Genomic DNA, 13,332 nt, shown 5'->3' on the forward strand with positions numbered 1-13,332 from the left:
ATCACCTGAAGCGCCCGGCGGTTCATAGAATGGCTTCACGAACTTGATACACGAAGTCGACGGCACCGCAGCCCCGGCCTCGCAACCGTAAGGAGAAGCATCATGAAACGCACACTGCTCGCATTCGTTTTGGGTGGCGCCGCGCTGTGCGCCTCGACGGCGGCGCTGGCGCATGTGGACGTCGGCGTGGCGATCGGCGTACCTGCCGCGCCGGTGTATGTGGCCCCGGCACCGGTTTATGCACCGCCGCCGGTGGTGTATCGCCCCGCCCCGGTCTATGCACCCGCGCCGGTCGTGTATGGCGGCTACTACCGCGACCGTGACTACTGGCGTGAGCGTGAATGGCGCCGCCACGAGTGGCGTGAGCGCGAATGGCGCCACGATCACGGCTGGCACCGCGGCTGGGACCGCTAACGCCTAGCGCAGCCAGCGACAGTCAATGGCACACGGGCCGCTCACTGAGCGGCCCGTTGCTTTTGCGCGCTCGAATGCCTGCGCAATCTGCAAACCGACCTATGCTGACGTAGCGGCCCCTGCAATCCCGCCGCCGGCCGCACAGCACAGGGAGGACGCCATGTCGATCTCCAGCACACTCGACGGCTGCCTGCGCAGCAAAGGTTGCCTCTACGAGGTGATTCGTCATCCGCATACCCATACCAGCACCGAAACGGCCCGCGCAGCGCACGTTCCCGGCGACCGTCTCGCCAAGACGCTGCTGCTCGAAGACAAGCTCGGCTATGTCGCGGCCGTGTTGCCATCGACATATCACCTGCATCTGGCGGAGTTGCAAAAGGAATCGGGCCGCCTGGATCTCACGCTGGCCGATGAGTCGGAGTTGCGCGAAGTCTTCCGGGACTGCGATGCCGGCGCCGTGCCGCCCGTGGGCATGGCGTACGGCATGCCGACCTACATCGACAGCAGCCTGATGGCCCACGGCGACGTCTACTTCGAAGCCGGCGACCACGAAAACGTGGTGCATATGGACATGGATCAGTTCATGGCCCTGATGCGCGACGCCAAACCCGCCCACTTCGCGTATCGCATGCAGGGCATCCTCTTCTGAGGACGCATCGTGGCCGAGGACGTTGTCGTCACGGTCCGCAACAACGGGCCGTATCACCTCAAGGGAGGCTTCCGGATCGCCACCCAGAGCGGGCGCGAGGTGGCCGTAGAAGAAGGCCAGGCATGGCTGTGCCGCTGCGGGCACGCGTTGAACAAGCCGTTCTGCGACAGCTCGCACAAGCGCGTCGAGTTTGACAGCAACCTCGACGCGCTTGGGCCGGACGCGCCTGCTTAGCGCGTGACGGGCTTGTAGCGGATACGCTTGGGCTTCGCGCCTTCTTCGCCAAGACGCTTCTTCTTGTCGGCTTCGTATTCCTGGTAGTTGCCCGGGAAGAATTCGACGTGCGAATCGCCTTCGAACGCGATGATGTGCGTGGCGATGCGGTCGAGGAACCAGCGATCGTGCGAGATCACCATCACGCAGCCGGCGAACTCGAGCAGCGCATCTTCCAGCGCACGCAGCGTTTCGACGTCGAGGTCGTTCGACGGCTCATCGAGCAGCAGCACGTTGCCGCCCGAGATGAGCGTCTTGGCCAGATGCAGGCGCCCGCGCTCACCGCCCGAGAGCGTACCGACGTGCTTCTGCTGGTCGCCACCCTTGAAGTTGAAGCGGCCGATGTAGGCGCGCGACGGCGTTTCATACCGGCCCACGGTGAGAATGTCCGAGCCGTTCGAGATTTCTTCGAAGACGGTCTTGTCTGCGGAAAGCGCATCGCGGCTTTGGTCCACGTACGCCAGCTTGACCGTCGGGCCGATCTTGATGGTGCCCGAATCCGGCTGCTCCTTGCCCGTGATCATGCGGAACAGCGTCGACTTGCCGGCGCCGTTCGGGCCAATGATGCCGACGATCGCGCCCGGCGGAATCGTGAAGCTGAGGTTGTCGATCAGCAGGCGATCGCCATAGCTCTTGCTGACGTTCTGGAACTCGATGACTTCATTGCCCAGACGCTCGCCGGCCGGGATGAAGATTTCCTGCGTTTCGTTGCGCTTTTGATATTCCTGGCTGTTCAACTCGTCAAAGCGGGCCAGACGCGCCTTCGACTTGGCCTGGCGGCCCTTCGGATTCTGGCGCACCCATTCCAGTTCTTTCTTCAGCGCCTTTTGGCGGGCCGATTCGCTCGACTCTTCCTGCTTCAGGCGCGTCTCTTTCTGATCGAGCCAGGAGCTGTAATTGCCCTTCCAGGGGATGCCATGGCCGCGGTCGAGTTCGAGAATCCACTCGGCAGCGTTGTCGAGGAAGTAACGGTCGTGGGTCACGGCCACAACGGTGCCCGGGAAGCGCGTGAGGAACTGCTCGAGCCAGTCCACCGATTCCGCATCTAGGTGGTTGGTCGGCTCGTCCAGCAGCAGCATGTCGGGGCGAGAGAGCAGCAGCTTGCACAGCGCAACGCGGCGCTTTTCACCGCCCGAGAGGTGCTCGATCTTGGCATCCCACGGCGGCAGGCGCAGTGCGTCGGCGGCAATTTCCAGCTGCAGTTCGACGTTGTCACCCGAGCCGGCGGCGATGATGGCTTCCAGGCGCGCCTGTTCTTCGGCGAGCTTGTCGAAGTCGGCACCTTCCTCGGCGTATGCCGCGTAGATGGCTTCGAGCTGCTTTTGCGCATCCATCACTTCGCCCAGGCCGCTCTCGACCTCTTCACGCACGGTCTTGGCGGGATCGAGCTGCGGCTCCTGCGGCAGGTAACCGATGTTCAGATTGGGCATCGGTGTGGCTTCGCCTTCGATGTCCTTGTCGAGGCCGGCCATGATCTTCAGCACGGTCGACTTGCCCGAGCCGTTCAGGCCGAGCACGCCGATCTTGGCGCCCGGGAAAAACGACAGCGAGATGTCCTTGAGGATCTGGCGCTTGGGCGGAACGATCTTGCCCACGCGGTTCATGGTGAAAACGTACTGTGACATGGCGTAGAAGCGGGGGGAAACGCATGAAATTGGGAACCCGCGGAGTGTAGCAAAGGGACAGCCCGCGCCGGGCGCGAATCGCGGATAGGCGGCGCGGCGTTTGCGGCACAATCGGCGGGATCCGGTGCAAGATAACGGCATGCCTCGCTCATCGCCCCTCGCCCCGCTGCTGACCCGCCGCGCGCTCAACCGCGCGCTACTCGACCGCCAGTTGCTTCTGCGTCGCCGTCGCATGACGCCGTTGGCGGCGATCGAGCGGCTGGTGGCGATGCAATCGCAAATTCCCCAGGCGCCGCACTACGGTTTGTGGTCACGGCTCGAGGGGTTTCGCACCGAGGCGCTCGACAAGCTGTTGACCACTCGCCAAGCCGTGCGCGGCACGATGATCCGCTGCACGCTGCATCTGGCCAGCGCACGCGACTGCCAGGCGCTGCGCCCGCTGCTGGAGCCGCAGATGCAGCGCATGGCCTTCAGCAACGCGGGCAAGAGCATCGCCGACATCGACCCCGCAGCATTGCGCGCGGCGGGCCGCGCCGCGTTGGCGGATGGCCCGCTGACCGCCGTGCAGCTGGGTGAACGCCTGCAATCGCTGTGGCCCAGGCATGATGCGACCGCGCTCGCACGTGCCATTCCATTCCTGGAACCGCTCGTGCAGGTACCGCCACGCGGCCTGTGGCGTGGCTCTGGGCAAGCGACGCTGACCACCGTCGCCGACTGGCTGGGCGAGGCCGTCGAACCCGCCGCCACGGCCGAGGCCTTGGTGCTGCGCTACCTCGCCGGCTACGGCCCCGCCTCGGTGGCCGATATGCAGGCGTGGTCGGGGCTCACCCGGCTGTCGGCGGCGTTCGAGACATTACGCCCCCAACTGAAGACCTTCGTCGACGAGCACGGCGTCGAGCTGTTCGACCTGCCGCGCGCCCCGCGGCCCGATGCCGACACGCCAGCGCCGGTACGTTTCCTGCCGGAACTCGACTGCGCGCTGCTGGCACATGCAGACCGTGCGCGCATTCTCGACGATAGCCATCGCAAGGCGATCTACACGAAGAACGGCATCCTGCCGCCGACGCTGCTGATCGACGGCTTTGTCGCCGGCACCTGGAAGCTGGAGATGGCGCGCGAGCAAGCCACGCTCACGCTGTCACCTTTTGCCAAGCCGGCCAAACCGGACATGAGGGCATTGGAGGAGGAAGGCGCGCAATTGCTCGCCTTTGCCGCCGCGCATTGCGCTGCGCACTCCATCCGCTTGGCGCAATAAAAAAGGCGCCCGCATGGGGCGCCCTTCCGATGCTGCGGAGGCGGGGCCTCGTTACATCGTCATCATGTTGGCGTTCATGTTATGCATGACCCACAGCGAGCCGACAACGACAATCGCCAGGATCAGCAGCGTGAACAGGAAAGCCATCACGTTCCAGCGCTGGGCGGACGAGCCGTCCAGGTGCAGGAAATAGATCAGGTGCACGACGATCTGGACAACCGCCAGGGCCATCACCGTCACCAGCACCGTCTGGTGCGAGTAGCCGCCGTCCATCACCATCTTGAACGGGATGGCCGTGAGGATTACCGCCAGCACGAAGCCGATCAGGTAGCCCTTGACGGTGGCATGGCCGGCGCCGCCAGCCGAATGACCGTGCGCATCATCGTGGGCGATGGCGGTCGTTGCGTTGGTCTGTTCCATTTACATCGCTCCCAGCAGATACACGACGGTAAATACGCCGATCCACACCACGTCCAAGAAGTGCCAGAACAGACTGAGGCACGACAGGCGGGTCGATTGCGTCGGGGTCAGGCCTTTGCGGCTGATCTGCCACATCAGGACGATGATCCACAGCATGCCGCTCGCCACGTGCAGGCCGTGCGTGCCGACCAGCAGGAAGAACGACGACAGGAATGCGCTGCGGCTCGGGCCCGCACCTTCTGCGATCAGGTGATGGAACTCGTTGATTTCCATGCCGACGAACGCTGCGCCCAGCAGCAGCGTGATGCCCAGCCACAGCATCACTTGATCCTTGCGGCCGTTCTGCAGGCTGATCATCACCATGCCGTAGGTGATGGACGACACCAGCAGAATGCCGGTTTCGATCGCCACGTACGACAGGTCAAAAAGCTCCTTGCCCGTCGGGCCGCCGGCCGTCGCACCGCGCAGGACGCAGAACGTGGCAAACAGCGACGCGAAGATGATCAAGTCGCTCATCAGGTACACCCAGAAGCCGAAGACCTTGGTGTCTGCGGCATCGTGGTGGTGCGCATGGTCATGCGCGTGGTCGTGGCCGTGCGCGTGACCGTGCGCGGCGTGACCGTCTAGAACATTGGTAGCCATGGGGGTTTAAGTCCGTTTAAGCCTGCGAACCGATACGTTGGAAGTAGGCCGACTCGGTCTCGTGAACCTCGTGAGCGGGCACGTAGTAATCGATGTCGTCGTTGTTGCTGCGGAGGATGAAGCTGCCGATCATGCCGACCAGACCCAGCACAGCCATCCACCAGATGTGCCAGATCAGCGCGAAGCCCATCACCACCGAGAACATGCCGATGAAGAAGCCGGCGCCGGTGTTCTTCGGCATGTGGATCTTCTCGTAGCTCGGTGCAACCTGCGTCAGCACTTCACCGCGCGCCTTCATGTCGGCAAAGGCGTCGATGTCACGGACGACCGGCACGCGGGCGAAGTTGTAGTGCGCCGGCGGCGACGACGTCGCCCACTCCAGCGTACGGCCGCCCCACGGGTCGCCAGTCAGATCAGCCAGCGCATGACGGTTGCGGATGCTCACGAAGATCTGGATGAGCTGCGAAGCAATACCGCAGGCGATGATCGCGGCGCCGATCACGGCGACGATCAGCCACGGCTGCCATGCCGGGTTGTCGGTATGGTTCAGACGACGCGTCATGCCCATGAAGCCGAGCACGTACAGCGGCATGAACGCGGTGTAGAAGCCCACGAACCAGCACCAGAAGGCGCGCTTGCCCCACTTCTCGTCCAGCTTGAAGCCAAAGGCCTTCGGGAACCAGTAGGTGATACCAGCCAGGTAACCGAACACCACGCCACCGATGATGGTGTTGTGGAAGTGAGCGATCAGGAACAGGCTGTTGTGCAGCAGGAAGTCGGCACCCGGCACGGCCAGCAGCACGCCGGTCATCCCGCCGATCACGAAGGTGATCATGAAGCCGATCGTCCACAGCATCATCGAGTTCAGCTCGACGCGGCCGCGGTACATCGTGAACAGCCAGTTGAAGATCTTCACGCCCGTCGGGATCGAGATGATCATCGTCGCGATACCGAAGAACGCGTTGACGTTCGCACCCGAGCCCATGGTGAAGAAGTGGTGCAGCCACACCAGGAACGACAGCACGGTGATGCCGGCGGTCGCCCACACCATCGACGTGTAGCCGAACAGCTTCTTGCGCGAGAACGTCGAGACGATTTCCGAGAACATGCCGAACGCCGGCAGGATCAGGATGTACACCTCGGGGTGGCCCCAGATCCAGATCAGGTTCACGTACAGCATGGCGTTACCACCGCCATCGTTCGTGAAGAAGTGCATGTCGAGGTAGCGATCAGCACCCAGCAGTGCCAGCGCCACGGTCAGCACCGGGAAGGCAGCCACGATCAGGATGTTGGCGCACAGGGCGGTCCAGGTGAAGATCGGCATGCGCATCAGCGTCATGCCCGGCGCGCGCATCTTGAAGATGGTCGCAACGAAGTTCACGCCGGTCAGCAATGTCCCGAGGCCCGATATCTGCAACGCCCAGATGTAGTAATCGACCCCCACGCCCGGGCTGTAGGCCAACTCCGACAGCGGCGGGTACGCCAGCCAGCCGGTGCGAGCGAATTCGCCCACGCCCAGCGACACGTTGATCAGCACCACACCAGCAGCCGCCAGCCAGAACGACAGCGTGTTCAGGAACGGGAATGCCACGTCGCGCGCGCCAATCTGCAGCGGCACGATCAGGTTGATCAGGCCCGTCATCAGCGGCATGGCCATGAAGAAAATCATGATCACGCCGTGCGCGGTAAAGATCTGGTCGTAGTGCTCAGGCGGCAGATAGCCGGCACCGCCGCCCGAGGCAACCGCCAGTTGCGAGCGCATCATGATGGCGTCGGCAAAGCCGCGCAGCAGCATCACGATGGCCAGAATGCAGTACATCACGCCGATCTTCTTGTGATCGACCGAGGTGATCCACTCATTCCAGAGGTAGGTCCACTTCTTGAGATAGGTGATCAGGCCGAACAGGCCCGCGCCACCCAGCAGAATGGCCGACACCGTCACGACCACGATGGGCTCGTGCAGCGGAATGGCCTCCAGACTCAACTTGCCAAACATCGTCAACTCCTAGGAATTCTTGGCCGCGCTCTTGGGCGCAGGCAGGGCGGACTGCACCGGCAGCGGACGCGTTGCCGCCTCAGCCGTGGCCGTCGTGCAGTTGGCGCCTTCGAGCGCCTCATCGAGCGTCAGGACCTTGTCCGAGTCACCCATGTATTTGTGCAGGATGCTGTGATACAGCGACGGGTCGACCGATGCATACGCCGCCGGCGGCACCTTCTCGCTCGGCTTGGACAGCTCGGCGTAGCCTTCCTTGGTCAGGTTCTGCGACGAGGCGCGAACCTGCTTGACCCAGGCGTCGAACTCTTCGTTCGTCATGGCCGTGGCCTTGAACTTCATGCCCGTGAAGCCCGAGCCGCTGTAGTTCGACGACATGCCGTCGAACACGCCGGTCTCGTTGGCGATCAGGTGCAGCTTGGTCTGCATGCCGGCCATGGCGTACACCTGGCTGCCGAGCTGCGGGATGAAGAACGCGTTCATCACCGTGTCGGACGTGATCTTGAAGTTGATCGGGGTGTTGGCCGGGAATGCGAGCTGGTTGACCGTCGCGATCTTCAGTTCCGGATAGATGAACAGCCACTTCCAGTCGAGCGAGACAGCCTCGACCGTGATGGGCTTCACATCCGATTCGATCGGCTTGTACGGATCGAGCGCGTGCGTGGACTTGTAGGTGATCACGCCCAGCACGATGATGATCAGGCACGGGATCAGCCACACCACGGCTTCGATGGCGTTGGAGTGCGACCAGTCCGGCTCGTAGCGGGCCTTGGTGTTGGAGGCGCGGTACTTCCACGCAAACACCAGCGTCAGCACGATCACGGGGATGACCACCAGCAGCATCAGGCCGGTCGCCACCAGGATCAGCGTCTTCTCTTCAGCCGCAATCATCCCCTTCGGGTCCAGGACCGTCAGGTTGCAGCCCGCCAGCAGGAGCGGGAGGCTTGCGGCGAGGAGCCGCTTCATATGTGGAACGAGTGTGTTCTTCATGTCTTGCACAATTGCGCCGGCGATGCTTCCGGACATCACGGGAGCCCAGCAGCCCAGACAGCGGCCACAAGGGGAAAAACGCGGGAAATGAGGGAAGACCGAACTACCGGCGCCCCCGAATACAGCTGAGGTGCGGCAGCGGATCTTCGATCACATCAGGCGCCGGTCAGGGAGAAGCTGAACCCAACGCCCTCAGTTGGCGAGGCGGACTTCGCTCATGCCGGGCATGGGCGAGGTCGAACTCCGCCGCGTCGCACAAAGCGGCGGACGACAGATCGGGGGCGTGAAAGGTCGGAGCAGGCACTACGTCATGCGCCCGTTGGGGAGCGCGGTTGGAAGTGGAATGCGGGCGCGATCTTACCGCCAGACGGCGCTTCGGATCGCGCTATCTGCTCAGGCAAATAGAAAGCGACGTCGATTGACAAGTGATGCCCGAGCCGTAGGGCTAGGGTTTACGTGGCTTTGCGGGTAAGCAAATCGAAAGTGCCTGTTGTTGCACTGCGACAATCAGCCACAGTGGCGCGCAGCCGACGTTGTCCCCAAATGTGCGCGCTACGTGGAATGGAGGCGAGCCACGGAGGTGGCCCGCTTTCACTTTCCCCTTACGGCGTTATTGAGTCAGCAGCCCGGCGATCCGCACCAGCACCAGCCCAGCCGCCACCACGAGATAACCGCGCAGCACAAACATCCACGTGCGTTTGAGCGGTGTCCAGCGGGCGGGCGTGAGATGGTCGAGCGGCGGCATCGTCCAGTGATCGCGATCCAACACGCTCACACGCTGCGGATGGGGCGGCCGATGCGTGCACCGCTCGATGCGCCATAGCACCAGCGACATCACCGCCGCGATCAGCGACCCGCCAAGCAGGATGGCGCCGATCTCGAATTCGCCGATGCCCGGGAAGAGCACGGCGGCCGTGAGGATGACGGACAACATCACGAGCACCGCCACGACACCGCCCGTGAAAATGTTCATCGCGCGACCGTTCGTCCACGGGCCGAGCACCGCCTTGTCATTGCACAACAGCAGCAGGAACACTGTCGCGCTTGGCAGCAGCACGCCGGCCAGCGATTGCACCGCATTGGTCAACAGACCGAGCGGCACGCCGGGCGTCAGCACCAGCCCCGCGGCCAACAACGTCAGGCCAAAGTAGACCGCATAGAAGCCTTTGGCCTCCGTCGGCTTGCGATGCAGCGAATGCCGCACAGCAAAGACATCGCCAATCGCATACGCAGTCGACAGCGACACCGCGCAGGCGCCGATGATGCTGGCATCCAGCAGCGCAATCGCAAACAGCACACCGGCCCAGCGGCCCGAGTGGCGCTGCAGGCCGTGCGCCGTGCCGAGCGCGTCGGTGTAGTTGCCGAACTCCGGCGTGTCGTGAAACGCCTGGGCGCTGAAGGCGATCATCGCCACCGCACCGGCGATCACGAGGACGATGCCGAGCCAAAGGTCCGCACGCTCGTAGCGAATGAAGCGCGCCGTGATGCGCTTGTCGATCACGTAGCTTTGCTGGAAGAACAACTGCCACGGCGCCACCGTCGTCCCCACGATGGCGATGATCAGCAGCATCACCTCGGCCAGCGGCGCGCCTGCGGGCAGCGCCGGCACGAAGAAATCGCGCGCCACCTGCCCCATCGGCGGATGCACCATCAAAAACACGGGGATCAGCGTGAGACTGCCGGCCACAAGCACCAGCGCAAAGCGCTCGAAGCGGCGGAAGTCGCCGGTGGATGCCGCCAGCATGACCAGCGCTGCGGCAGCGCACACGCCCCAGTGCCGCGGGATCCCGAGGTATTCCAGCGCCAGGCTGATGCCGATGAACTCCGTCACGAGCGTCAGCGCGTTCACCAGGAACAGGTCAATGACGGAGAAGCTGCCCCAGAACCTGCCGAAGCGCGCAAAGATCAATCGCGCATGGCCAACGCGCGTGACGGCGCCCAGGCGCAGCACCATCTCCTGGTTGACATACAGCACGGGAATCAGCAACAACAGCGTCCACAGCAGCGTGGTGCCGTAGTTCTGCCCAGCCTGGGTGTAAGTGCCGAACGCGCCTGCGTCGTTGTCGCCGACCATCACGATCAGCCCAGGCCCGAGGATGGCGAGCAGCGTCCGCAGACGCGCGCGCCAGCTGTGACGGGCGCCCGTATCGTGATGCGCGATGGTGCCGAGCGCGCCGCGAATGTCGCCCACATGAGCGTCGTCGAGTGCGGCATGACGGGGTGGTGCGTCGATGCCCGAAGCGAATTGGGTCATGTCGACCTCCGTTGGGTTGGGTGTTGTCGGATTACCAGTACGTGCGCGACAGACGCACAGCCGCTGCGGCGTAGCCATGGTTGGAAAGCGGCTGACCGCCGTCACCGGCCCGGCGGCTGGAGGTCACGGGCACGGCGTCGGCGCGCTCGGGTGCAGCAGCGCGCGGTTGCACGAATACCGAGCTGAACGGCAGTGCGATCGCCGAAAAACGGCGGGCGGGAACATTGAATTTGCGCATGACACACTCCTCGCCGCGTGCGCATCCGCTTGGCACGCAGCAATGGCCGCACGCGTTGCACACACGCGGCGGCAGAATCGAAACGATCAAGGAGCGATGCAGACACCGCTGCCTTGCCAGGGCGGCAAGTCAGCAGCAGGGCACAACCGTGCGGCGGACTCGCCTAGTGGGAAAAAGACGTTGGGTAAGGTCGACTCGGACTGTCCATATGGGTCCTCCTACGGTTAGAACTCGGCGTGGACGCGTACGCCGATGAACTTGGCGGGCCCGCGGTCGCGGTTATAGCCCGGGTTCTGAATCAGCTGGAAATCCGGACTGATCGCCAGCGCCTTGGTCACCTGCAGGCTGTAGAAGACTTCCAGCACGCGCTCGTGGCCATAGTTCAAGCCGCCATCGCCAAGAAACGCGCCGCTGCCGCCCGCGGCAAGATAGGCGCGGTGATCGGGCCCCAGCATATTCACCGCAACAGCGACACCCAGCACATCGTTCGGGCGGCGCCACGCTGTGCCCTTCAGCAACCCGCCAAACGACACGCTGCGGCCGACTTCCGTAAAGGCATACGTTTCGGTCCTGTCGTCCGACCAGTTCAGGCGTGCGAACAGGCCGAGGTCGTCGCCGGCTTTCTGTTCGAACGAAACGCCCACGCCCAACTTGGCGTGCTCCTTGCGCACCAGCCCGACGTCCGGTGCCGCGCCGGCCGCCGCCCCCAGCGCCATCGCATCGTCGAACCGGCCCATGCGCGCCTGGTTGCGCCAACCGAGCAAGCGCACCATGCCCTCCTGACCGAACACCGTGTAGCGTTTCTCCAGCTCCAGGATGTCGCCGTAATGCTTGAGGAACCGCGTGTCTAGCGGCAAGCCGTTCGATTGTTCCGGCTGCAGGAATCGGCCTGCGCGTACGGCCCAACCGTTCTCGCTATCGATGTACTCGAGCGCCACGCCCCAGTTGTAGCCGCGCGCATCGGCGGGATAGTCGAACGACGGATGCGCCATGAATGACCAGTTCATGAACTGCGTGCGCGGATCTTGCGCATACGACACCGCATCGAACACATCGGGCACGGCAAAATTGCCGGCCGTCAGCACTACGCGGCGCTTGTCGACGACATTGGCGAACTGGTTGAAATCGGCGTCGATCTTTTCCGTGTCGCCTCCCAGGCCCCACGTCTGGCGTAGGAAAGCGCGAGCGCGGTACAGCGTCGGATTCGTCCCGGCCGTCTTCGCCAACTCGCCGTTTGGCAATCCGCCCAGGCCGTGCAGCTCGGAGAACGCAACGCCCTGCGCGACCTCGGGGTTCACGTGGAATTCGGCGCCTTTCCATAAGCGCATGCCCAGGTCGAGCGTGGCCGTGAAGGAATAGCTCTTGGCGCGCGCAGTGCCGAGGCTGTTGTCGCCGCTGTACGCGGCATCGAATGCCGGTTTGCGCTGCCACACATAGGTGGTCTGGCCATGGAAGCCGAAGCGGTCATCCAGGTCGCCGCCGGCAATGCGCGGAATGTCATCCGCTGCGTGCGCCATCGACATGGCCGACACCACGGCCGCCGCCCCCACCAGCAAGCGAACCCAAACCAGCGGACGCACCGCCACCCAGACGTACTGCAGCATTGAGAAGAACAGCATGAGACCTCCCCCGCCCGCTTCTCCGACGGACGTAGGCAAACGCCGGCCGCACCTTGCGATGGCGCGCGCGCAAACGCACGCAGCCACGTGGCTGTGCCGGATACCACAATCGAATTCAGGAAGGGACTTACGCAGAGAACCCACGCAAGCGCCACTACCCGCCGTGCAATACGGCTAGGCAGTGGTGAGGCGCAAAAACGGTGCGCCGAGACTGTCTAGCCGTTCAATGTGCGATCGAAGATCGACTAGAACAACTGTCCATGGAGATTGACTCCGTAGCTATGACGGGGCGCAGAGTAACAAAGTGTTGTTGATGGCGGCAAGCGTTTTCTCGGGGCGTCGCACAGCTCATTGCGCGGCGGCAACAGCACCGCGTGGGGCCCCTCGCAAGGGTGTGTCGGTACACTGCCGTCACGATCGAGCGCCTGATCGACGGCGCTCACCACTGCGATATCACAAGGAGGTTTTATGACGCGCTTGGCAACGCTACTCACGACGATTGCGGCAACCCTCGGCTTTGCGGCCTGCTCGGCGGCCGGCCCAGAGCAACCCAGAAACGCAGGGGAATCCAAGATGACTGAGCGCACCGCTCAGGCCACCACCTGTCAGGCGGCCGCTATTCCCGACAACGCCTTGATCGGTAAATCCGAACAGGAAGCCACGGCCCTGCTGAATGGCTGCCTCTGGCGCATCAGCGAGCACGATGGCAAAGCGCTGCCCGGCACCATGGACTACCGCGAAGAACGTCGCAACCTCGGCATCCAGGGCGGCAAGGTGATTTGGGTGCGGCGCGGGTGAAGCGCGGGAAATTGAATGGTCGGGACAAAAGGAAACGGCCTCCGCAAGGGAGGCCGTTTCGTGATGCTGGTGCCGGCTGCAGGACTCGAACCCGCCACCTGATGATTACAAATCAACTGCTCTACCAGATGAGCTAAGCCGGCAAAGAAACGCGATTCTAAC

13 protein-coding genes and 1 tRNA gene are annotated in these 13,332 nt (G+C 63.6%); 5 read left to right on the plus strand and 9 right to left on the minus strand.

Annotation, left to right across the window (positions count from 1 at the left end):
* Positions 1–102: 102 nt before the first annotated feature.
* From ABIC76_RS23745 to ABIC76_RS23755, 3 genes are all read left to right on the plus strand, one after another.
* On the plus strand, positions 103–414 hold the full coding sequence (locus ABIC76_RS23745) for a hypothetical protein (RefSeq protein ID WP_027680199.1): 312 nt from the start codon (positions 103–105) through the stop codon (positions 412–414).
* Between the two features lie 160 nt (positions 415–574).
* The gene (locus tag ABIC76_RS23750; RefSeq protein ID WP_102067478.1) at positions 575–1,063 is read left to right on the plus strand and encodes an aminoacyl-tRNA deacylase; all 489 of its coding nucleotides are present in this window, start codon (positions 575–577) and stop codon (positions 1,061–1,063) included.
* Between the two features lie 9 nt (positions 1,064–1,072).
* Entirely contained in the window at positions 1,073–1,297 is a 225-nt protein-coding gene (locus ABIC76_RS23755) for a CDGSH iron-sulfur domain-containing protein (protein ID WP_354535449.1), read from the plus strand.
* On the opposite strand, the gene ettA is transcribed toward ABIC76_RS23755, so the two are convergent.
* A complete protein-coding gene (gene ettA / locus ABIC76_RS23760; protein WP_009241971.1) occupies positions 1,294–2,961 on the minus strand; it encodes an energy-dependent translational throttle protein EttA in 1,668 nt (555 codons plus the stop codon). The genes ABIC76_RS23755 and ettA overlap by 4 nt on opposite strands.
* Positions 2,962–3,100: 139 nt before the next feature.
* Between ettA and ABIC76_RS23765 the strand changes: the two genes are divergently transcribed.
* Positions 3,101–4,216, plus strand: a complete 1,116-nt coding sequence (locus tag ABIC76_RS23765) for a winged helix DNA-binding domain-containing protein (RefSeq protein WP_354535450.1) — start codon at positions 3,101–3,103, stop codon at positions 4,214–4,216.
* Positions 4,217–4,267: 51 nt separating this feature from the next.
* On the opposite strand, the gene ABIC76_RS23770 is transcribed toward ABIC76_RS23765, so the two are convergent.
* From ABIC76_RS23770 to ABIC76_RS23800, 7 genes are all read right to left on the minus strand, one after another.
* Positions 4,268–4,636 (minus strand): cytochrome o ubiquinol oxidase subunit IV, encoded by a 369-nt coding sequence (locus ABIC76_RS23770; RefSeq protein WP_027680202.1) that lies wholly within the window; start codon positions 4,634–4,636, stop codon positions 4,268–4,270.
* On the minus strand, positions 4,637–5,278 hold the full coding sequence (cyoC, locus tag ABIC76_RS23775) for a cytochrome o ubiquinol oxidase subunit III (protein WP_102067476.1): 642 nt from the start codon (positions 5,276–5,278) through the stop codon (positions 4,637–4,639).
* A gap of 16 nt (positions 5,279–5,294) precedes the next feature.
* Positions 5,295–7,274 carry a cytochrome o ubiquinol oxidase subunit I gene (gene cyoB / locus ABIC76_RS23780; protein ID WP_102067475.1) on the minus strand — a complete coding sequence of 660 codons (1,980 nt, stop codon included), beginning with the start codon at positions 7,272–7,274 and terminating at the stop codon, positions 5,295–5,297.
* 9 nt (positions 7,275–7,283) lie between these two features.
* Positions 7,284–8,237, minus strand: coding sequence for a ubiquinol oxidase subunit II (gene cyoA / locus ABIC76_RS23785; protein ID WP_102067474.1), 954 nt, complete (start codon positions 8,235–8,237; stop codon positions 7,284–7,286).
* 634 nt (positions 8,238–8,871) lie between these two features.
* The gene (locus ABIC76_RS23790) at positions 8,872–10,515 is read right to left on the minus strand and encodes an Nramp family divalent metal transporter (RefSeq protein ID WP_354535451.1); all 1,644 of its coding nucleotides are present in this window, start codon (positions 10,513–10,515) and stop codon (positions 8,872–8,874) included.
* A gap of 31 nt (positions 10,516–10,546) precedes the next feature.
* Entirely contained in the window at positions 10,547–10,753 is a 207-nt protein-coding gene (locus tag ABIC76_RS23795) for a hypothetical protein (protein ID WP_102067472.1), read from the minus strand.
* Between the two features lie 224 nt (positions 10,754–10,977).
* On the minus strand, positions 10,978–12,372 hold the full coding sequence (locus tag ABIC76_RS23800; RefSeq protein ID WP_354535452.1) for a carbohydrate porin: 1,395 nt from the start codon (positions 12,370–12,372) through the stop codon (positions 10,978–10,980).
* Between the two features lie 468 nt (positions 12,373–12,840).
* On the opposite strand from ABIC76_RS23800, the gene ABIC76_RS23805 reads away from it, so the two are divergent.
* Positions 12,841–13,170 (plus strand): hypothetical protein, encoded by a 330-nt coding sequence (locus tag ABIC76_RS23805; RefSeq protein WP_354535453.1) that lies wholly within the window; start codon positions 12,841–12,843, stop codon positions 13,168–13,170.
* A gap of 67 nt (positions 13,171–13,237) precedes the next feature.
* Here the strand turns inward: ABIC76_RS23805 and ABIC76_RS23810 are convergent.
* Positions 13,238–13,313, minus strand: a tRNA-Thr gene (locus ABIC76_RS23810).
* Positions 13,314–13,332 lie beyond the last annotated feature (19 nt).

The organism is Ralstonia sp. 1138, assembly GCF_040544795.1.
GTDB classification, from domain to species: domain Bacteria; phylum Pseudomonadota; class Gammaproteobacteria; order Burkholderiales; family Burkholderiaceae; genus Ralstonia; species Ralstonia flatus.